General features: G+C 67.5%; 8 protein-coding genes and 1 pseudogene. 4 read left to right on the plus strand and 5 right to left on the minus strand.

The window, feature by feature from the left end; genetic code table 11:
• Positions 1-30: 30 nt before the first annotated feature.
• The gene (locus tag EF903_RS03330) at positions 31-7,008 is read right to left on the minus strand and encodes an RHS repeat-associated core domain-containing protein (RefSeq protein ID WP_125541077.1); all 6,978 of its coding nucleotides are present in this window, start codon (positions 7,006-7,008) and stop codon (positions 31-33) included.
• Between the two features lie 430 nt (positions 7,009-7,438).
• Between EF903_RS03330 and EF903_RS03335 the strand changes: the two genes are divergently transcribed.
• Both EF903_RS03335 and EF903_RS03340 read left to right on the plus strand, forming a co-directional pair.
• Positions 7,439-12,415 (plus strand): FG-GAP-like repeat-containing protein, encoded by a 4,977-nt coding sequence (locus EF903_RS03335; RefSeq protein WP_125541078.1) that lies wholly within the window; start codon positions 7,439-7,441, stop codon positions 12,413-12,415.
• 253 nt (positions 12,416-12,668) lie between these two features.
• Positions 12,669-12,956: pseudogene (locus EF903_RS03340) on the plus strand (helix-turn-helix domain-containing protein); the annotation flags it as partial.
• A gap of 125 nt (positions 12,957-13,081) precedes the next feature.
• Here EF903_RS03340 and EF903_RS03345 read toward each other — a convergent pair.
• Positions 13,082-15,295 (minus strand): DEAD/DEAH box helicase, encoded by a 2,214-nt coding sequence (locus EF903_RS03345; RefSeq protein WP_125541079.1) that lies wholly within the window; start codon positions 15,293-15,295, stop codon positions 13,082-13,084.
• Complete coding sequence (gene brxD / locus EF903_RS03350; RefSeq protein ID WP_125541080.1) at positions 15,295-16,629, minus strand: BREX system ATP-binding protein BrxD; 1,335 nt, start codon at positions 16,627-16,629, stop codon at positions 15,295-15,297. The genes EF903_RS03345 and brxD overlap by 1 nt, the downstream gene beginning before the upstream one ends.
• Positions 16,630-16,778: 149 nt before the next feature.
• On the opposite strand from brxD, the gene EF903_RS03355 reads away from it, so the two are divergent.
• Both EF903_RS03355 and EF903_RS03360 read left to right on the plus strand, forming a co-directional pair.
• The gene (locus EF903_RS03355; protein WP_125541081.1) at positions 16,779-18,602 is read left to right on the plus strand and encodes a DUF262 domain-containing protein; all 1,824 of its coding nucleotides are present in this window, start codon (positions 16,779-16,781) and stop codon (positions 18,600-18,602) included.
• Positions 18,599-19,645 (plus strand): CBS domain-containing protein, encoded by a 1,047-nt coding sequence (locus EF903_RS03360; RefSeq protein WP_125541082.1) that lies wholly within the window; start codon positions 18,599-18,601, stop codon positions 19,643-19,645. Before EF903_RS03355 ends, EF903_RS03360 begins: the two co-directional genes overlap by 4 nt.
• A gap of 9 nt (positions 19,646-19,654) precedes the next feature.
• Here the strand turns inward: EF903_RS03360 and pglZ are convergent, their stop codons facing one another.
• Both pglZ and EF903_RS03370 read right to left on the minus strand, forming a co-directional pair.
• Positions 19,655-22,552, minus strand: a complete 2,898-nt coding sequence (pglZ, locus tag EF903_RS03365; RefSeq protein ID WP_125541083.1) for a BREX-2 system phosphatase PglZ — start codon at positions 22,550-22,552, stop codon at positions 19,655-19,657.
• On the minus strand, positions 22,549-22,788 hold a 240-nt coding region (locus EF903_RS03370; protein WP_148142500.1), incomplete at its 5' end, for a hypothetical protein. The genes pglZ and EF903_RS03370, both read right to left, overlap by 4 nt.

Consider the following 22,788-nt stretch of genomic DNA (forward strand, 5'->3'; position numbering starts at 1 on the left):
TCCCACAGCAACAATTCAGTCTCCTATTCGCTAACCGGTACCGACTCCCGAGGTCCCTACCACTCGGATACCTGGATACTTCCCGTTCCCTATTCGCGCCCCACAGAACTGTGCCTTGGGGCCCCCATTGATATCGCAAGGGCGTCGGGATATCGCCATTTTACCTGAGGATCCAACCGCGTTCTGATCCACCGCGTTCAGCAGGATCTGTTCGGCATGATTACTAGTGGCTGTCTTGAACTTGGCACCCGTGATTCTCCTGTACCCAAGAGATTCCGCTATCTTTCGAGCGTCGGGATTGGTCCGGTTCTTGTTCACGGTGTAGACCAGTTCCCCGTCCAGGATCGCTGTCACCACCGTGGTCCCGTCGTAGGCCTGCTTGCCGTAACGCGTCTCCCACGTCTTATGGATGGCATCCGCGTCGGCCTGCAGTTGCGCGTCGGTCTTGCAATTATGAACGAGAACAGACGCTGTGGCGGCCACCACATGGTACGTGTGGATGCCCTCGACGGTCAGGTTGTTGACGCGGGCCTGCTGGGTCCACCGCTTGACCGCCGTTACCTGGACACGCGTACCGGCACCTGTCTGGAGCCACGTGCCCGGCTGCAGCTTCGTCGCGTCCAGCCATGTGCGGAGTTCGGGCGCCCAGAATGGGTGGCCGTCAGTGGCGGTAACGTCCGCCGTTGCGGTGCCCGCGTCGCCGTCCACGTCGACGGTGATCTTGACGAGGTGTTTAGCTCCCTCGCCAGTGATCGTCGCAGCTACTTCCTTCGCTCCGGATTCTCCCGTTTCGGGGTCCGTCGCAAGGACTTGGTCTCCGACCTCGAGCTCTCCGATTTCCTGGGTCGTTCCGTCTGCCATGAGGACCGGAGTTTCCGGAGTGAAGCTGTTGGTGATGCATCCGCTGCCGTCACCTCCGCTTCCTCCGTTGTCGGCTTGTCTTGCGGCAGGCGCCTCTACGTCATCTGCCTTCTTTGCGGCTGCTGATGCGTCGGCTTGCTTCTGCCATGCCGCCATGTCCTCCTGGTATTTGGCCATGGCCTTGGCGTCGTCGTCGGAGCGTTTGAGGAGTCCGGTTGCCCAGGAGACTTCGTCCTTCCACTTGTTGAACATGGTCCATGCGCGGTCCAACGCCTTGATGATGCGCTTGCCCTTGCCCAGCACGCCGAGCAGCTGTTCGCCGGCCAGCATGAGGCAGGTCTTCTTGTTTCCGCCGATACAGTCGGCGATGTCCTCCCAGCCGGTGATGCCTATCGCCACCTCCTTGGCGATGCTGATGGCGACGTCCATCTTGGACTGCTGTTTGATTTTCTGCGCCCGGTCGACGTCTTCCTTGGAAACCGTCGGTTTCGGCTTGGCTGGAGCAGGCGTTGCGGCACTGCCGCCGGAGGCGTAGCGGCCCCAGCCCGTGAGACGGAGTACCTGATCCGCGGACATGCCGTATACCGAGCCGACAATGTCGGCGACCCACCTCAGCATCGAGCCCCAGAACTCGCCCGATGGGTCGCTGAAGGTGATGGGGCTGTTGTTGGCGTAGGCGTAGGGGTTCATCGTCTGGGACTCGGCCATGTCCATCTTCGGATCGACCGAGATGAACCTGCCAAGTGCCGGGTCGTACTCGCGGGCCCCTAGGTGGGTGAGGCCTGTCGAGTCGTCGATGGTTCCGCCTACGAAACCCTTCTGCCCCGGCCACACGGACGGCTTCGTACCGCGGATGTCACCGAAGGGCGTGAACTTGCGTCGCGTGACTGCCTGTGTAGCGGCGTCGACCGAGGTCGTCGCCGAACCGTTGTGGTCGGCCAGCAGGTAGGAGGTGGTGGTTTTGCCTGCCTCGGCGACGCGGACCATGACCGGTCCGTTGGGGGAGGAGTAGTAGCGCGTCCCCTTCACCGCTCCGGTGGCCTTGGACACGTGGATTTCAGTGCCCGGCAGGTACAGCGTTGTTCCGGTGGGATCGCGCCGGAGGAGCCGGTTGCCGGCCGCGTCGTAGAAGTACTCGGTGTCCTTTGCCGCGTCTCCCGACGCCGGGGACACCTTCTTCAGCCGGCCGTCACGATCCCACTCGAAGTTCTGAGTGTCACCCTGGACAGTGCGCTGGGTGGTGTTGCCGGCGGCGTCGTACGCGTACTTCTCGGTGCGCGTGCCGCCAGGGCCGGAGGTGTCGACCTTGAGGAGCTGGTTCTTGGCCGGGCCTGAGGTCGGGTAGGTGTAGGTGCGCGTGACGTCCTTTGTGGCGTCTCCCGTCACATCGTGTTTGATCTCGGTCTTGCGGTTGCCGACTGCGTCGAAGGTGTACGAGTCCCAGTACGGGTCGGGGCCGCCCACCTTGGGCAGGGCTGCGGGGCCGCCGGCGCCGGGCTTGGCGGCACAGTCGTCCGTCGCGGTCCAGGCGTCGTTCATTCGGCGCAGGTAGTCGTAGGCGAAGCACTGGGTGTCCGCCGTACCGGCCGCGCCGTCCCGCAGGTCAGTGATCTTGAGGATGTTGCCGGTGGGGTCGTATGTCGTACGGACGTCGCTGATCTGGCTGTATCCGGTGGTCCCTGTCTGCTGTGAGTGGTAGGTCCGCTTCACACGCCGGGTCTGCTCGTCGAACTCGTACGTTGAGACGATCTGCTTGTTTGCGTCCCCGACGTTGGTGCGGACGAGGTCGCCCAGCGGGGTGAACTCGGAACTCGTCAGGAACGCTCGACCATTGACCGATGTGTTCACCGGCATGTCGAGTCCGTTGTAAGCGTTCGCGACGCGGTCGGCGGGCAGGCCGCCTGCTGCCGGGAACAAGGTCGAGGTCGGCAGTCCGACGGTCTTGCTGTAGGTGTTGGAATAGGTGTAAGTGCCTGCCAGCTTGCCCTCGTTCGCAGGGATGATGACCTTGCTGCCGAGGGGTCGGTACTCGCTGTCGTAGCCGGTGACGGCCTGCGTGTACGCGTTGCCGTTCTCGTCGTAGCGTGTGCTGGAGACGGCGAGGCCCAGTGCGCCGGGGATCGTGTCGTACGTCTGCTCGGTGAGCTTGCGCCCTTGGAGCGAACCTTCATGTGCGGCGGTCGGCCGGCCGAGGATGTCGTACGCGTAGGCGGTGGTGTTGTTGCGGCTGTCAGTGGTGGATGTGACGCGGTCACCGATTCCGTACGAGGTCTTCGACACTCCCTTGTCGGGGTCGCTCGACTCGTACATGCGGCCGCGCAGGTCGTACTTGAAGGACCAGACGTTGCCACCTTGGTCGGTCACCGAGTCGAGCTGGCCCTTGGGGGTGTAGCTGTACCTGATGGTGTTCGCCGGGGCGCCCGTCGGCGCGTCGCCGTTGAACTGCTGGAGTTCGGTCTTGCGTCCCTGCGCGTCGATGAGGGACTTGGTCGGCGTGTCGCCCTGAGGGGGGTCGACGGCGATCCAGTCACCTCCGTAGGAGGTGGTCGTACGCCAGGTCTCCTGCCCGTTCCTCTGCGCGATGGTGGCGACCGGCCGGCCCATGCCATCGTATTCGGTGCGGCTGGAGGAGGGGATCTTGCTCTCGACCGGAAGCCACATCCGCTCGGACGGGTCCTGGTCGTTGTAGTAGCCGCCGTTCTCCATTCGGACCTGGCCGCGGCTGTCGTAGAACGTGTCGGTGATCACCCGGCCCTTGTCGAGTGCCTGCTGCTGGGTCTGTCGAATCCGCAGTGAGCCGTCGTAGAGGTCGTACCGGGTGCGGTAGTTGCCGCTCTCCAGGAGGTACTTGTTCGTGATGACGACGGGCGCGTCACTGGAGTCGGGGCGAATGTCGTACGAGAACTGTGCGTCCGGAATCATGGTGGCGGGGTTGCGGTCCGGGGACCACGCCTTCACCAGGCGGCCGAGCGCGTCGTACTGCATCGAGGTCCGGCGCTTGTTGGCGTCCTCCTTGGCCAGCGGGAGGCTGCGGCCGGCGTCCATCTCGGTGATGGAGACGTGGCCGAGCGGGTTGGTGGTGGTGACCTTGGTGACCACTCCGCCGGCCGCCGGGGTGTATTCGGTCCTCGCCGTGGCTCCGTGGACGTCCGTCTGTGTGACAGGTCGTCCGTGGACGTCGTAGGTGGCCGTTCCCTGCAGGACGTACTTGGGTGTGCCGCCCTCATAGGAGTCCAGGGATTCGGTGCGGACCGTGTTGCCTTCAGCGTCGAACTGTGAGACTTCGTCGGCTATGACGTCCGCTGGACGGGAGATGTCCTTGGCGTCACATGCCTTGGCGACGGTCTCGACACGCTTCGTGTAGGCCAGCATCCACTTGGCGGCGTCCTCGTGGTACTCGTACGTGGTGCAGGTGTCGTCCGTGGTGACGGCTAGGTCGCCACGGCTGGTGGTCTGCTTGATCCTGCCGCGGCTGTCGTAGGAGTGCTCCACGGCGGTACGGCGCTGCCCGCGGTTGTCCGAGAGGACGGTGCGGGATCTGACCTGGGCGACGCTGGCGACCCAGGCTTCGAGTGGTGCCGCCCCGTCAGCCCGCTTGCGGGTGGCTGTGGGGCCGGAGATACCGGGTGTCGACAGCGAAGCGGATTCGAGCGCCTCGCCCTCGCCCGCGTAGTACCGCGTCTCGCGGACCTGCCCGGCGAACAGCCTGTGGTCGGCTATCTCCCCGCCTTCGGAGTCCTTGATCTTGACGGAGCGCTTGCCTCCCGGCTGGGACGGGGCCTTGTCACCGTCCATGCCGCGGAAGAATACCGAGTCGACCTGGGAGCGCTTGTCCGGGGCGACACCCACCAGGGTCCGGACGTGGCCGTACCCCCTCCACTGCGACCAGGTCCGCGCCGGCTCCTTGAGTTGCTCCGACTCGTTGTCGTAGGCCCAGGCCGGGGCGTCGAGGTACTGGTAGTTCGTCTCCTTGGTCGGAGAGATGCCGTTCGGGTGCTCGTCCCGGACCTGGTCCACGCGGTGCTTGTGGAACCAGTCGGTGACGTAGAGCTTCTTCTCTCCCTTGGGGTCTTGGGGGTCCGGGATCTCCTTGACCACCGGGTAGCACCGGAGGGTGTTGGTTTCCGGAGAAGCAGGGAGCTTCTTCGGTTCCTTCGTGCTGCACTCGGTGGGCGCGTACCTGACCGCGATGACCGCTCCGGTCTCGGTGCGGATCTTCTCGACGCGCCAGCGCAGGAACGGCGGACTGCCGTCCTCGTTGTTGTCGACCCGGTTCTCCAACTGCACGCCGTCGAAGACCACGGGAGGCATGGGAATGTCGTCGCCGTCGCCGTTCTTGCCGATATGCCGGAGCTGGGACAGCCACATCGGGTACTCGAGGGCGACGCCGCCATCACCGGTGGGGCGGAAATCCTGGGTGAGCTCCCAGGTGTCGACCGGGTCGTGCTTGTCGGCCTTGAGGACGCTCGTCGTTACCTCCGTCAGCCGTTTGCGGCTGAAGAAGGTCGGCGTGTAGCGGTCCTTGCACTCCTTGCCGGCATCGCAGATCTGGTCGGCGGGTACGTCCGGCCAGTTCCGGGTGACCTCCCACTTCGCGCCGTCGACGAGCTTGCCCTCGGCGCAGTCGAAGTCCTTCGTCTTGACGCAGCGTTCGGCGACGGTGAAGTCGACGCGCGCGGGCGACAGGGTGAAGAGGTTGTCCGAGCGCAGGCCGTAGTCCACGTGCTGGAGCCAGCCACCGCGGTCGTACGCCCGGGCGGTCGTCTTGCCGTCCTCCTGGACGTTGGAGCCGTAGTGGTTCCGCTCCTTGGCGTACCAGTAGGTCATGGCGTTGCCGTGCGGATCGACCACGTAGTCGAGGTTCCAGCGCCAGGCCTGGTTGCAGACCGACTCGGCGTACGAGGCCTTGTGGCAGGCCTCGCCAGGGTGGTTGCCGTAGACGGGCACGGTCCAAGTGGAGTTGGTCTCCGTCTTGCCCTTGGCCCATCCCGGAAGCCGGTTGAGGCCGAAGTAGTACTGGACTCCCTGGGGGTTGGTGACGCGCCAGTGCTGGCCGCCGGTGTCACCGTTGGTGGTGCCGTCCAGCAGCTCCACCCGGGATCCGTCATCCTGTGCCGGCCGCCATGTCTTCTTCTGCGGGTCGCCGTCGTGGAGGACGAGCGGTGTGGAGGAGCCGTTCAGGGACATCGTCATCATCGGCGCGCCCTGGCACAGGTCACCGGTGATTTGCTTGGGGTTGTTGAACCCCGAGCCGGCCTTTTTGTCTTCGGCACACGGCACGAAGCTGTGCTCGATGAAGTTGCTGCCTGTTCCGAGGTCCCAGCCGTCTCCGGCCCAGGACGACTGGCCCGAGGTTGCAGAGGTGCGTCCGTCGACCGCTGCCGAGGAGTAGCTAAGCCCGAGGGAGGGGGCCGGACCGCCGAGGGCGCCGGGGATCTCCATCGGATAGCTCCACGAGAACCCTCCGGAGTTGCCGCCGGCCTCCCAGGAGCCCGACGGGCTCAGCGAGGTCGCGGTGAAGCTGCCACTGCTGCCGCTCGCTCCGGCCGTTGCTGCGAGCACCGTCGGCGCTGCCGATGCCGATCGCGGTTGAGCGGCCGCGGACAGGGTGGCCGTGACCGTCCCGGCGACCGGGTCGTTCTTCGAGGCGACAGGTGTGCGCTTCTGGCACTCGGGCTTCGTCGGCGACGTCAGAGCGCATGCGGGAAGCTCGACCATCTGCAGACGCGAACCCCAGCCGCCCCCGAATGCGTTCCGGAACCTCGTGTAGTCCAGCTCCACGGACAGGGGAACGGACGCGGATGCGGCGTCTGCAGGCTTGACTGCCATGACCACACCGTCGATGCCGAGAGACTTGGCCGCCGCCTCGTTCTTGACCTCGATTTTGGCCGAGACGGAGGTCGGCGCGGGGTCGGTCGGCTTCGGTGCGGCTTGCACCTTCACTGGCAGCTTGCCGACGGGTATCTGCGGCGCCGGCGGTGCAAGGAAGTGCGAGACTCTGGCGCCGGGCGCCGCCGGGGGCGTGTGCCCGCCCCTTGTCGGCAGTTGGACTTGTGTCCCGCCAGGCTTGGGGAGTTCGACGGCAGGCGCGCTCTTCCACATCCGCTTGGGCGCGACGGCCTTTTCCGAGGCCTTGGCGGTGGACACGGAGAGATTCCTGCCGGGAACGTTCGCAAGCTTCTGCGTGCCGGGCAGAGTAGCGGCCGAGGCATTCGAGGCGATCGCGGGAAGCCCAGTCACCAGCAGTGCGGTGGCGACGGCGGAAGCGGTCCATCCTGGCCGGATTGCCGGAATCCCTCCCGTCCGGCTTTTGTGTCGTTTCCCCCTATGGGGAAGCGAACGGGGCAGTTTCAAGCGTACCTCCTTGTCAGAACCAAAAGTGACGTCGTGTAGTACTACCAGAGCGTTAACTACGGAGATCAATCAGGGCGACGAGCCCCTCACGACTTGGTAAAGTGAACATAAAGAATCAAAGTTACATTTCGGACAAGGTGCAGGTCAGGTCCGTCCCCCTCTACCCGTGGGGGCCGTTTATTGCTGCGCCAGATGTACAAGTCGACGCTAGTGAAGGAATCAAGTGAAGCAGCCAGAAAGCCCACTCGGCGCGCCCCGGTGGCGACGTCTGAGGGCGATCTCCGTTGTGATATCTGCCACTCTGGTGGGCGGTGCGGCGTTGGCGACCCCCGCAGCACTCGCCGCATCGGCGCCGCAAGGGAAAAGTGGAGTAGATAATTCCGCTATTGACGTCCGGCTGGCCAGGGAAACCGAGTCGGCGAAGAAGTCTGCGAAGAAGTCGGGTAAGCGCGTCGAAGTCGCCAGCGGACGTACCGAGATCGATGAGCTCTACGCCAACCCCGACGGCACCATGACTCTGGACCGGGCGCTCTTCCCGGTCCGGGTGCGTCAGGGCTCCGTCCTCGTGCCCGTCGATCCCACCCTGCAGAAGAAGGCGCCGGGCCGGATCGCCCCGAAGGCGGCCCGTACGGACGTGTCCTTCTCCGGCGGTGGCAGTGGACCGCTCGCTGTCATGCGCGAGAACGGGCGCGAGCTTCAGCTGACATGGCCGGGCAGGCTGCCCGCCCCGGAACTCTCCGGGGACACCGCCCTGTACCCGGAGGTGCTGCCAGGTGTCGATCTCGCGGTCAAGGTGACCGCGGACTCTTTCAGTCACTCACTGGTCGTCAAGTCCGCCGAGGCGGCCAAGAATCCCGCCCTCGCAAAGGTCGACTTCGGTCTCAAGGCCAATGGGCTGACGGTCAAGGCCGAGACGGACGGACGGCTGCGTGCCGTCGACCCGACGGGCCGCTCCGTCTTCTCGACACCCGAACCGGCCATGTGGGACTCCTCCGCTTCACAGACGGCCGGGGCGTCGGGACTTGCTGAGCAGGCGCCCCGGGCGAACACGGCGGTGGTGAAGTCCGCCGCCGCCCAGGGTGATGCCGGCGCCCGGATCCTGGCCGCACCGGCGCCCGACGCAGCGACACCATCTGTCCCGCGGCCGCTGGACGACGTACTGTCTGGCGCGACTGAGGGGTCCAAGCAGGCCGATCTGGGGGTCGAGCTGCGTGGCGAGACACTGTCCCTGAGGACGGACACCGCTCTGCTGAAGTCGCCCCACACTGTCTTCCCCGTGGTCATCGATCCGAAGTGGGCTCCCGACTCGGTACGCAACGCCTGGTCCCTCGCCTACAAGAACACCGGGGTCAGCGGCAGCGCCGACACGGTTTTCTGGAACGGAGGGTCGACCATGAAGGAGTTCGCCCGTGTCGGCGTCGCCAAGGACGATCACGGGAACACCGCCTGGGGCAACTCCTACTTCCGGGTAGGCACCGGCAACTTCCAGGGCAAGCAGATCCTGGAATCCGTCATGCGCATCAAGCAGGTGCACGCCGGCTCCTGGTCTTGCAACTCCGGCGACGTCGAGCTCTTCGACATCGGCCGTGACCTCCCCAACAACATCACCTGGAACCGTCAACCGGCTAGCAAGGGAACCGTGGACCGCTCTGGGCAGTCCTTCGGCGGCCGCAACTGCCCCAACGCCAGCGATGGGCTGATCGAATTCGACGTCCTGCCCGCTGTAAGCAAGGCCGCGGCCAATAACTGGGGCACCTGGTCTTTCGGTCTGCGCTCCGTCTCCAACGCCGTGGACACGTCCTGGCGCAAGTTCGACCCGAACTCGGCCCGCATCTCCACGCGCTACAACACGGCACCGGCCAAGCCCTCAGACCTCAAGACCAACCCCTCTGTACCCTGCACGGGCGGCGTCTTTGGCCTGACCAGCGAGGTCGAGCTCCGTGCCCGAGTGTACGACGATGAGGACACCAACCTCCGTGCCTACTTTCAGTGGGGCAAGGCCGGTGCCGCGGCATCCGGATCGCAGCACGCCGACGTCAGCAGCGACGGCATCGCGATGGTCCGGATCAATGCTGCAACCCTGAACGGGACCTACTGGTGGAAGGTATCCGCCACGGACTGGACCGCCAACAGCCCGGAGTCCGAGCAGTGTGTCTTCACCGTCGACCAGTCCCGTCCCGCTGAGCTGCCGTCTGTCAGTTCAGCCGAGTTCCCGCCCGTCGGCAGTGGCAAGCCCAGCAGCCCGGCCCGCACCAACGGCACCTTCGTCTTCGACCCGAACGGCGTGGACGACGTGACCGGCTTCGTGTGGTGGTCCGACCAAGACAGCACCTTCCGCGAGGTCAAAGCGGTGAAGAAGGGAGGCAAGTCGGAGCCTGTGACCTTCAAGCCCTACAGTGCAGGGCCGCAGTACCTCTACGTCCGCAGCGTCGACGCGGCCGGCAACCAGTCCGACCAGTACGCCTACCTCTTCCAACCCGAACGCACCCCCGGTCCGGACAAGCCAGGTGACCTCAACGGCGACGGTACCGTCGACCTGTGGTCGGTGGACCCGAGTACAGGGATCCTGCGAACCTACCCGTGGCAGCGGGACGGCGCGACCGGCGGCACCCTCGGGGCCGGTGTCCAGGCTGCGCAGACCTCGTTCGCGGGTTCCGTCATCACCCACCGCGGCAGCTGGAACACCGAAGACCACTACGAAGACCTCATCGCCCTGCGCCCCAGTGCGGAGGACCCCCAAGAGAAGGAGCTCTGGCTCTACAAGAACGACGGCTCTGGCCGACTGCGCGCCAACTCGAATGCTTCGGAACTCGATGCCTTCAACCCGGCCAATCGGGCCCTGTGGGCACAAGCCGACCAAGCACTGTCCATCGCCAGTACCAATGACGACAACTCCGATGGGGTACTGGACGGGGAGGACTACCCGGATCTCCTCATCCGGAGGGGTGCAGAGCTCTACCTCTTCCACGGCTCCCGCGAAAACCCTTACCTGGACAACTTCGGCGACGCCATTGCGCTGGGCAACACCGACTGGCGCAACATGACCCTGTCCGTCCCGGGCGACCTCAACAATGATGGCCTCTCTGAAATATGGGCCACGGACACGACCACGGGCAAGATCCACCAGTACACCAGCCGCAAGGCCACGGACGAGTTTGGCGCAGTCAGCGCGGACCTCACCGTCTTCGGCGACGCGGCAGTCCGCTCGGCCTCCCTCGGCACCATCCCTGCCGGTGCCTACCCACTACCGTCAAGCAATGGGGACTTCGAGGGCGACGGCTTTGCCGACCTCTACGCCTTGAGCACCGACGGACTGCTGTACGAGTTCCCGGGCCGGGCGATGCAGAACGGATCCGCCTTCGGAGGCCCGCGCCTCCTCGTCAAGATCAGTACGTCCTGGAACGAGTGCGAGACCGTCGAGGGCACCCACACCGGCGGTAAGCGCAGCCTCTGCGGACCCCTCCTGGCCAAGTTCAAGGCACTCGGCGGTCTCGCCTACGGCCATCCCACCTCCGACCCTGTCGTCACACCTGACAAGAGGGGCCGATACATCCACCTGAAGAACTCCACCGGTGAGGAGGACCGCTCGATCTACTGGAGCCCCGACACGGGCGCCTGGTCCATCCAGGGCGGCATTCGCCAGAAATGGTCCCTGATGAACCGCGAAGCCGGCGTCATGGGCTATCCCACCTCCGATGAGACACCCACCCCCAATGCGACGGGCTGGGTGAGCACCTTCTCCAAGGACGGTGCGAAGGGCGCCATCTACTTCAGCTGGGCCACCAGCGCCCAATCGGTGCGGGGAGCGATCTACGAGTCGTTCCTCAAGCACGGCGGATTCGCCACCTACGGCTTCCCCGTGGGCGATCAGGCTCCTCTCGGCCCCAAGGCCGGTGAGCACCAGAACTTCAAGTCGGTCGGTGCCACGGAACCGAACACCACCTTCGTCTACAGCGCGGCCACGGGTGCATGGCCCGTCAGCAACGCCAACCGCGACAAGTACGCGGCCGAGAACTGGGTGAACGGCTGGCTCGGATTCCCGACCTCGGCGGAGTACCCCACGCACAACGCCTCCATCCGCACCGACTTCGAAGGGGGCTACATCTCCTGGAACCAGTACAGCCACACGGCGATCGCGCACAAGCCGAACGACCGCACCACTCACCTGCGCACCGAAGTGGGCGGCGACGTCAACGGCGACAAGCGCAGTGATCTGATCACGGTTTATGACTACGGCAACGACACGACCGGGCTGTACGTCCTCGATGCCAAGCCCGACGGCGGCATCGCCGAGCCCCGCGAGGCGTGGAACAGCGGCACCCGCAACTTCGACGCCGCCCGGGCAAGGTGGGCCGCGGGCGACTTCAACGGGGACAAGCGCGCCGACATCGCCGCTCTGTACGACTACGGCGACGGACGCAACAGCGTCTTCACATGGTTCGGCACGCCCGACGGACGCTTCACCGCTTCCCGCACCCCCCTGCAGATTCCTACAGGCAAATGGGACTGGAGCAAGGCGGCATTCCTTGCCGGAGACTTCAACGGCGACAAGCGCGCCGATGTGGCCGTCGTCCACGACCACGGCAGCGGAGTGACCGCGACGACCACGTACACGAGCAAGGCGGACGGTACCTTCAACGCGGGGCTCGACAGCTGGCGCTCGACGAGCGGGTGGTACAACGCCTCCGCGCAGTACAACGTCGTCGACTCCAACGGCGACGGCCGCTCCGACATCGCCGCCGTGTACTTCAACGGCACGGTCGAGACCGCACTGTGGACCTTCAGGGCGAAGGCCGACGGCGGTTTCGAAGCTCCCTTCAAGTCCTGGTCCGCGACGGCGCAGGCCTTCCAGTCGGCCCGCATCGAGTCCACCGGCGGGGACTACAACGGAGACGGCCGCGGCGACGTGGCCATCGTCTACGACTACAGCGGCGCCACCGGCACGCACACCTTCACGGCCAAGCCGGACGGCGGCTTCAACGCGCCCCTGGCCAGCTGGAAGTCCGGCGACGGCAACTGGTGGGCCAGCAGCAGCGGTGCCCCGGTCTCCGGGGACACCGACGGCGACGGCCGGGCCGACATCGTCATGACGTACAACTACGCTGCCGGCGACACCAGGGCCTTCACCCTGACCAGCCGCCCGGACGGCGGCTTCGACGGCGTACGCGCCTCCTGGTACGCCGCACCCGGCATGTGGTAGCCGGTAGAAGTTGACCGACATGACCCCTCCTCCACACGGCTGTGGAGGAGGGGTCATGCCGTTTGCTGCCCTGGAAGTGCAACGTCTTCTGGGTGCATGAAGGGATTGGCTTCGCTGGTTGCAGCCCAGCCCGCAGCCGCAACTCGGCTAGGTGTACTGATCACGAGCGTTGTTAACAGGGCGGGGTCTTGATCACGGCGAAGACCTCCGGTGTGGTGGAGGTGTCTAGGCTTCACCGCACACGGAGGTCTTCGTGTCCCACCGTAAAGCCCGGCTGACCGTTCACGGCAGGCGGATCCTGGTCGAACGCGTTCTAGCGGGCCGTCCTGTCGCGCACGTGGCGGCCGAGATGGGCATATCGAGGCCCACGGCCCACAAATGGGTTCGCCGCTGGCGGGCGGAGGGTGAGGCCGGCCTCCAGGACCGGCCGAGCAGGCCGGCCACGACCCCACACCGCAGACCGGCCGGGATCGAAGCCCACGTCTGCCGCCTGTGGACCGGCCGCAAGCTCGGCCCCGCCCGGATCGGCCCGATCGTGGGACATCGACCGTGCCGCAGGTCTCTCGTTGACGATCAACTTGTCGTCGCATCGGCTGGTTGCCCGCCCTGCATGGCGTCTTGATGCGGGCACGTCAGGTATTGCCAGTGTCAAGACCTTGGGACCCCTCATGTGAGGGATTCGGTATGGAAACGGACCGGGCCGCGCAGAATCGTGCCCGCTCCGTCGAAGTCGGCCAGTCGTGCGGCAACGGTGGCCATCGCGAGTCGGTGGGGTAGCGCTGCCGAGAACTTCAGGCCGTGTACCGCCCGGCGGTCGACATCGGGCAGGACCAGTGCGTTTCCGCCGTCAGCATCTGCACGAGCCACTCGCCACATGCCGGGTGTCAGGTCTTCTCGCAACCGCACATAGCAGTCCGTCGGCCGTTGGACGGGGTCACTGATGGACGGAAGTGTGGCGGCGAGCGTCGCGTTCGCCCGGTAGCCGGCCCACGTCCACCACCGCACATCCGTCCCCAGGCGGGTGATCAGAGAGCCGTCGGAATCGGTGATGTGAGGCGCATCCTCCTCGCGCCACTCGGTCAGGCACGTCTGGGCCCGACGGGTGAGAGAGACCAGCGGGTCTGCTCCGAGCAGCACGTCGCGCATCGACCGGGTCAGAGCATACGAGAGGCCGGCGAGCGACCCGCCCGTCCATTTGGCGACACCGCCACCATCGGCCGGCTCGACGAAGGCCCGCTTGCGCCCCCAGTCGATGAACGTCACCTGCCAGCTGCGCCCACCGAGCAGCAATCGACGAGGGCCCGGCCGTTCCTCCGTCAACACGGAAGGGTCCGTCTGCCCGATCTCGGTACGGCCCGACAGCACCGTGAACTGCGGGGGAGCGGTGAACGAAGCGGTCAACTCGATGAAGTGACGCCGGCCGAATCGGCGCTCCGCCTCAGGACCGATGAAGAGCATGCCGCCGTCCTCATCGAGGAACCCCTCGTTCACCAGGTGGCGCAGGATGGGGGAAGCCGACCGGTCGAACGGAGCCAGTCCGTTCCACATGCCTTGCCACGACTGGTCGCCGATGCGGTGCCGCTGAAGCGTGGCGGCGAGCAACTGCTGCGCCACGAGGTGGCGAGGCTCCGGAGGGGGTGTGACCGGTTCGACCCAACCGCGCCCCCAGAGGAGCAGCAGGGCGGCGGCTTGCAGCAGGGTGTCCTTGCCGGTGGCGAGGAACAGGCAGTTGCGGGTGGTCCCCGGGCGCCGGCCGGTACGGCCGATGCGCTGGAGGAAGGAGGCCACGGTGCGGGGCGAGTCGATCTGGATGACGCGGTCCAGGTCGCCCACGTCGATGCCCAGCTCCAGTGTGGAGGTGGAGACGATGACGCAGTCGCGTGCTTCGGCGAAAGCCTGTTCCGAACGGGCTCTCTCCTCGGCCGAGAGGGAGGCGTGCGAGAGGAACACCGTCACTTCGCGTGCCCGCAGGGCTGCTCCCAGCTCCTCCACCTGGCGCCTGGACTCGCAGAACACGAGCCGCTTCTCCCCCCGGTGCAGGGCCGCGATCAACTTGGACGCGTTGTCGAGGGACCCTACGTAGTCCAGTTCCACCTCGCCCGGCGGCCGAAGACTCCCGCCCGTGGCGGCCGCGGTCGGGGCCGCAGCCGGGGTCGGGGTGAGGTCGGGGGCGACGACCCGCCCCGGACGCTTACCCGCACCGGAGCCCTGGAGCCAGGTGAGCAGTTGCCGAGGGTTTCCGACCGTCGCAGAGAGGCCGATCCGCTGGATGGGGTGCCCCGTGACCTGCTCCAGACGCTCGAGCACGGCGAGGAGGTGCCAGCCTCGGTCGTCGCCGGCGAACGCGTGCACCTCGTCCACCACGACTGCCCGGATCCCGCCCAGGAGACGGGCGTGGTCGGTCTTGACCCCGATGAGCATGGCCTCGAGGGACTCAGGAGTGGTGAGGAGGATGTCGGGTGCATCCGTACGGATGCGCCTGCGCTGAGACTCCTTGGTGTCTCCGTGCCACAGCTCGGCCCGGCGGCCAAGCCACTGGGCGTAGGAGTCGACACGGGTGACCAGGTTGTTGAGGAGCGCTTTGAGCGGGCACAGGTAAAGAACGGACGTGCCGGACCAGCGCTGGTGGGACATCGCCGACAGGATCGGCAGGCACGCCGCCTCTGTCTTGCCGCCCGCGGTGGGGGCGAGCAGCACTGCGTCTTCGCCGTCCATGAGGGGGTCGATCGCGGCCCGCTGCAGAGGCCGCAGGTCGGGCCAGCCGAGCGTGTTCACGACATGGTGGAGGATGACGGGATCGAGCCGGTCGACGGGATCCGTGCCGTCTGGGTGGGGGCTGGTGTGGGCGGACCCTGTCCCACCCGCCGGGACTGCACCCATCACATGTCCAGGTCGATGTCGTCGGCTGATCCGGATGCCGCGAAATTGCGCTCCACGTCCGTGAGTTCGCTGGTCGTCACAGTCAGCCGGTAGTGCCGGCGCGGGTCGAAGTCCTCGAACTGGTCGACTCGGTCCAGCACGTCACCGACCAGTTTCTTGAGGAACAGCCGGGGCGCCACTCCTGCCTTCCCCCCGAGAGCTCCGCCCACCGCGCGCGCGAGGTCGGCAACGTAGGCGTCGTCGGCGAGTGACTTCACGCGTTCCGGTGAGGAGGCACTCTCCGCATACAGGTCCCGGATGGTCACTCCTAGGCCGACCAGCGACTCGTGGGTGAAGCCCGGCAGCCGCACTTGGACCGCACGAGGGTTGTCGAAGCGGGGGTCGGTGGTGAAATCGGTGGCGAGGCGCTGGGCGAGGGGAGCGAGCCGCTGAACCCCCTGCTGCCCGTCGTAGAACGCAGGAGTTCCGGTGATCAGGAGATAGAGGCCGGGGAACCGGCCGGAGTGCACCTCGTCGATGAGCTGCCGAAGGGCGTTCAACGCCTTGTCCCGGGCGTCCGAACGGACCCGCTGCAGGGTCTCGACCTCGTCCAGGACGACGAACAGGCCGTTGTGCCCGGAATCGCGCAGCACGGTCAGGAGGCCCTGCAGGAAGCCCAAGGCCCCGAAATGATCGAGGTCGCCGCGGACTCCGGCAGAGCGTCGCGCGGCCGCAGCCACGTGCGGCTGGCCGCCCAGCCAGGCCAGCACGGCCGCCGCTGTCGCCTCGTCGCCTCCGGCGAGGGCCGACTTGTAGCCGCGCAGCGCCGTGGCGAACGAGGGAGCGTGCCGCGACACCTCGGCCAGTCGTGCCGTCAGCAGTTTCTCGACCGCCTGCGGGAGCGCTTCCTCGTCGGCGCCGTCCGCGAGGGCGTCCTCTTCCAGGGTGTAGAACCACGAGTCCACGACCGGCCGGAGCGCGCTCGGGGGAAAGCTCGTGGTGGTGAGCCGCTCGGTCAGACGCCGGTAGACGGTCTCCAGCTTGTGGAGGGGGGTCTCCGTCTCGGAGATCTGGATCTCCGCCAGCGCGAAGCCCCTCCGCTTGGCCCGTTCACCCAGCCATCGGGTGAAGAAGGTCTTGCCCGATCCGTACTCTCCGCGGACGGCCTTGAACACCGAAGACCCGGAGGCGACCGCGTCGAGCTCGGAATCGAGTGCCGCCTCGAACCGGTCCAGGCCGGTGGCCAGGAGGTCGAGCCCGCTTTCGGGAACAGCGCCTCGGCGCAAGGCGTCGATCACCGCACGGCGCCGCGCCGCGCTGGCCGGGGAGGGACGGGAGGAAGCAGCGGTACTCACCCCATCAGTGTCCCATTCCGGGGGCGTCCAGCGGTTGGCCGAAGTCGACTACTGGTGCGGCCGATCTCGTTGACCTCAGTGTCGCGTGATTGGTCTAATCGCCGCCCGCGTGAAGAACGCGCAGCACTGCGAGGGTGGGGAACGGGCACGTGGCAGGACTCGACAATGTGAAACTCAAGGCGCTCCTGACGGATGTGGCGTCAGGCTCGCTCCAACTGCCCGACTTCCAGCGGGACTGGAAGTGGGATGACGATCGAATTCGAGCCATTGTTGCGACGGTGACGCTCGACTACCCCCTGGGCGTGGTGATGACGCTGGAGACGGGGGGCGACTCACCGTTCCGTGCCCGTGCCCTCACCGGCGCGCAGGTGGCGGAGGAGGCGGCGCCCAGCCTGCTGCTCCTCGACGGACAGCAGCGTCTCACCTCGCTGTTCCAAGCTCTGTTCCAGGACAGTCCTGTCGAGACGACCGATGCGCGTGGCAACCCTGTCAGGCGCTGGTACTACGTGGACATCAAGAACGCCATCGGCTCGCCCGCGGACCGCGACGAGGCCATCGTGTCCGTACCGGAGGACAAGGTCCAGCGTTCCAACTTCGCCCGAAGCGTCGTCCACGACTTGACCACTGCCGAAGGCGAGTGCGCTGCCGGACTCTTCCCCCTGAGCATCGTCTTCGACACCGCCAAGGTGAATGCCTGGCGACGAGCGTACGAGAAGATGGACGACGGCCATTTCGACCGGTGGAGCCGCTTCGAGGAGCAGGTCCTGGAGCCCGTGCGCTCCTTCCAGGTACCCATGATCAAACTGGCGGCCTCCACCTCCATGGACGCGGTGTGCGCCGTCTTCGAGCGGGTGAACACGGGGGGCGTTCCCCTCAACGTGTTCGAGCTCCTGACGGCGACCTACGCCGGTGACCGGGCCTACCGCGAACGGACCGGAGACTACTACCAGCTGCCGCAGGTCTGGCGGGCGATCAAGGAAGACCTGGCCGGCCGCCACCCTGTGTTCGGACGGCTCGAGGCGGGCATCGACGACGGACTGAGCAGCAGCGATTTCCTGCAGGCCGTGGCACTGGTCCGCACGTGGTCCCGGAAGCAGGACGGCCTGGGCACCGGCGTCTCCTGCAAGCGCCGCGACCTCCTGGAGCTCCCCCTGGCGGACTTCGAGTCGCTCGCGCCGCGGCTTGCCCAGGCGTTCACCTGGGCCGGTGCCTTCCTCGAGAGGCAGTGCATCGTGCGCGCCGCCGAGCTGCCCTACCGCACCCAGCTGGTACCCCTCGCCGCGGTCAGGGCCATCCTCGGGGAGGCCACCGACAGGCTCGGCGCGGAAGACATGATCACGCAGTGGTACTGGTGCGGCGTGCTCGGGGAGATGTACGGCGGCTCCACCGAGACCCGCTTCACACGGGACGTCGAACAACTGGTGGCATGGGTCCGGCGCGAGGGGCCCGCACCGGAGACCGTCACCGACGCCTACTTCTTCCCGGAGCGGCTGGACACGCTCACCACGCGGAACAGCGCCGCCTACAAGGGAATCTATGCGCTGCTCATCAAGCAGGGCGCGGTGGACTGGCACTACACGGACGCGCCGCTGAAGCCCAGCCTGATGGACGAGTACGGCGTGGACGTCCGGCACATCTTCCCCCGGGCCTGGGTGCGCCGGAACCGGGACGGGGCCAAGATCCCCCCTGCCAACTCCATCGTCAACAAGACCCCGCTGTCCCTGCGTGCGGCTCAGGCCCTCACCGGCGCACCCGGTAGCTACCTCGACTCGCTCGCCGCTGCCTCCGACATGCGCCGTGAGTGGTTCGACGACGTCATCGCGACGCATCTGATCGATCCGTACTTCCTGAGGAACAACGACTACGAGGCGTTCTACGCCGCGCGGGCCAAGCAGCTCGAGGACATGGTGTACGCAGCCATGGGCAAGCGGACGATCCTGCGCGACATGACCGACGGCAAGGCGGTCAAGTGAACCAGAAGCCGAGCACCGAACAGCTCCTGGCGCTCAAGGGCACGGAGGTACCCCTCGGGGAGCTGCTGGACCTGTTCGGCGTGCGGGTGCGCCGGCCGTGGAACGTGCACGAGATCGCGGAAGCACTGACCGATGCGGGGCTCGCCACCCTGCCCGACTTCGCCACCTGCGCTCCGGGCGAGCGGGTCCAGGTCGTCCCTTTCGCCACGGCCGTGCAATCCGTGCCCGAGGCCGACGAAGCCGACACGGCGGAGCGGGATCCACTCCCGTCGGCCGCTCTGCCTCAGCGGCTCCGCATCGGTGACCTGCCGTCCGCCCGTGGCGGGGTGCGGTGTGTGTCCCTCACCACGGAGCTGTCCCAGGCGACGTACCTGATGCGCCAGCGAGGCTATGCCCAGATACCGGTCACGACGGGCATGACAACGATCCACGGCGTCATCACGTGGCGCTCACTGGCTCTCATGTACGAGCGGGGGAAGGAGAGCAGCCTGGAGAACGCCATGCAGCAGGAGTCTCTGCCGCTGGCCGATGCGCGGCAGGAGTTCTTCGCGTGCCTGCCGATGCTGTCGGAGCACGGCTACCTTCTGGTCCGGGGCGAGGACGGAAGCCTGTCCGGCATCGTGACGCAGGCCCACGTGGTCGGCCGCTTCGAGAGCGCTGCCCGCCCCTTCTTCCTGCTCGGCGAGATCGAATCCCTCCTCCGCCGGTGGCTGGGGGCCAAGCTCAGTGAAGAGGCAATCAAGGCGGTCCAGACGAACAAGAAGCCGGAGCACCGCTCGGGCAGGGTCGAGGACCTGGCGTTCGGTGACTACGTCTACCTCCTCAACGGCGAGCAGAAGAAGCAGACCATGGCGCAACAGGCGGACCTCAACTGGGCCGCGCTCCAGTGTGAGTACCTGGACCGCGGCCAGTTCGTCCGTCACCTGCAACGCGTGAAGGATGTCCGGAACCGCATCGCTCATTTCGACGCGGAACCTTTGCCCCTCGAGTCGATGCGGGAGCTGACGGCCTTCACCACCCTGCTGCGTGACTACGCCGGCTGAGCCACCGCCTCAGACCCCGAACTGCAGTTGCAGCAGACCCCTGTCGAGACGGAGCGTCCGTCCGTCCGGCAGGGTCTGCAGGACCTGCACTCCGTCGTAGTTCAGGACCTGACGCAGCACTGCGGCAAAGCCGTCCGCACGGGTGGCCGGGTAGCCGACGCGCTGCGCCACAGCCGTCACGGGCAGGGTGCCGCCGGCCTCCAGGAGCGCCAGTATCGCCTTTTCCAGCTTGTCCAACGGAGGCTTGCGGGCCAGTAGCCCGACCTGGTCCTGGAAGGCCTCGGACGCGAGCAGCGCCGTGACGAGTGCCTCGTCCGGTGCGACCAGGACGGGTGTGACCAGGGCACCCTCGCCTTCGGCCGCCGGAACCAGAGAGACGTCGAAGAGCGAGTCGTGGGTCTGGGCGAGTTCGGCCTGCGCCTTCGTCGGCTTCTGCCGACTCGGCTTCTCCGGCGAAGCGGGCGAGGGAGAGGCCTGGGGGACTGCCCGAAGCGGCTTCTGCTCCTCCAGGAACCACCACGCCGGACGCTGATCGCCCAGCTCACGCCAGCCCTCGGGCGGCTTCGCGCCGAACGGCAGGAAGGCGAGCACGGGGATGGCGAACTCGCTGAGGGATGCTCCCCCGTGGTAGCCCGCCTTGAGCGCGCTGTACCGCGAGTCCGCGTCCCACAGGGCGACGATCGAGCCGCCCGGCTCGGGCCAGACCACACGAGGCCCCGACAGCGCGACTTCCGCGTCCGCCAGAGGCCCGCCGGGGGCGCGGTGCCGTGCCGAGTCCGGGGCCGTGGCATTGACCTTGACATCGCGGCGGTCCACGACGTGGCCGTGGTCGCTGGTGAGGATGACGGCCATGCCCTGGGCGGCGGCGACCCGCAGCAGATCGCGCAGCCGCCCTATCTCATCGAGGCGCCAGGCACCGTCGCCGAGCTTCTGCTCCTTGGCGAGGCGGTCGTCGATGGTGTTCAGAACCACCGCGACGTGCGTCCGCCCGTCACCGAGGGCTTCGGTGAGTGCGGGCCCGAAGGTGTCGCCCGAGCCCTCGGCCCGGAGCTCGTCCTTGTGGAAGACCGCGGCCGGGGCCCCGTCCCAGAAGGCGTGGGCGGGGAAGAGCTTCTTCTCCTCGGCCTGGGTGCCCTTTGTCAGCCTTCCCGCGAACAGGGACGTACGGCAGACCGTCGTCAGCGTGGGCAGGGCGGCGGCCATCGCACGGCGGCGTGGCGCACCCTCGTTCAGCGGGTCGTACTCGGCCCAGGAGGAACGCAGTTCTTCACCGAGCTCGCCGGCGATCGCAGCGCTCATCCCGTCGAGGACCAGCAGGAGCACCCGGCGGTCGGCCCCACGGCGGACCACCGGCTTCACGACCCGGTCCAGGAAGGTCTCCACCGTCAGCATGGAGCCGGGTCGGGTGCCGGCGGAGGTCCAGCCGGCCAGGGCGCGGGCGAACTCGCCGTCGATCTCGCGTCGTTTGAGGCGCACCTGCTCGCCGAGCGTGTCGTACGCCGACTTCAGGACGGGGGTGGGGTCGCCGCCGGCTTCGATGTGTTCGAGCGCCCGGTCCACCCACCCGGTTTCCGTGATGTGCCGTTGCAGCGCGTCGGCGACGGTGGCGGAGGAGACGGCCGGGTCGCCGGCCAGCCACTGCGCCAATCGCTGGGCCATCCGTGCCCGTTCGACCCGTGGCAGGACGTCCGGACCGCCGGCCCGCCTGTGCTCGCCGAGGGCGCGTACGGCATCGGCGATGACGAGGGGCTGCCCGCCGGACAGGGCTCGGCCCACCGCTGCGAAGCGCGCCTCCAGGCCGGCTGCGAGCAGCGCGCTGGCCTCGGCGGCATCCTCCGCGCCGAACTGGCGGACCAGTACGGAAGCACGGTCCAGGACGGTGTCGCTGAGCCGCCGGGCCTCGCGCGCGGTCTCGGTGTCGCCACCGGCACCGCGCGCCGCGGAAGTCAGGAGCGAGCCGACGTACTCCTCGGCGGCGAGGCCGAACCGGGACACGAGGAGATCCAGCTCCTCGCCCTTGGCGAGAGGCTGTTCGCCGAACCAGCGCTCGGCCCGGCCCCGTGCCTTGTACGCGGAGGCATCCGGCCGGCAGTGCACCCACAGCGCCGCGCAGACAAGGCCGAACGCCACCGCGTCCGCGCCGTGGTCGGCCTCGACCAGCGCGAGGAGCGCCCGCCCGGCGAGGCCGGCCTGGTCCTCTTCCCCGAGGAACGCGGCAAGGCCGTCGCGCTCCGGACGGCGCAACTTCAGGAAGAGTCCGGGTCCGCCGGCGGACAGGGACCAGCTGAACAGGGCGTGGGGGTCCAGGGCGTCCCCCGTCGGTGTCCGGCCCGCGGATTCGGCCTCCTCGTCGTACCGGCCCAGTCGTAGCCGGCGCAGGGCCAGGGAGGACAGTGCGGTGCGCCGGGAGAGCATGCCGCCGGCGACGGGCGGCCAGCCTCCTCCCTTCGGCGGGGTGGCGTCGAGCAGGGCCTCCGCGGCCCAGTTGGATTCCTTGAGGCGCGGGTCGACCTGCTGGGCACGGAACGCGTCGCGGACCACGTCCCAGCTGTCGACCGTGTCGACGCGCTTCTTGTGGGCGCGCGCGAGGATGGCCGGGTCGAGCTCGTTCTGCTCGCGGTCGGTCAGGACGACGAGCACGGCCGGCCCGGGCACCCTGCCGTCGAGGTGATCCAGCAGCAGTTCGTGCACGGCGAGCGGCGACGGCGCGGCCGCGATGCGCGCGGCCAGCCCGTCGCCCCAGGAGGGCTCGGCCGGGCCGTCCCACTGGGGCGCGGAGCGCAGCAGCACGGCACGGCGCCGGCCGCTCCCGGCCAGAGAAGCGGTCAGAGAGCTCTGGGACGACAGGTACTGGGTAACGGTCGCGAGGTTCAGCCGGACGGCGACCGTGGTGGAAGTGCTGCTCATCCGCCGACGACCCGCCAGGTGATCTCGACCCTGGCGCCCGGCTCGGCGGCGGCCAGCTCCGCCAGCTCCGCCTGGAGCTCGGCCACCGCGCGCGAGGCCGTGGTCGTACCTCCACCACTCGTGCGGTACTTCCGCCCCGGCGCGGGGGCGGGTGACGGCTGCTGCGGCTCGTACGGGATCCGGGGGTCGCTGGTGGGTGTGTCCAGCGGGACCTCGGAGGGCCCCGGGGCGGGGAT

It is taken from the genome of Streptomyces sp. WAC05292, assembly GCF_003949955.1.
Lineage (GTDB): Bacteria > Actinomycetota > Actinomycetes > Streptomycetales > Streptomycetaceae > Streptomyces > Streptomyces globosus.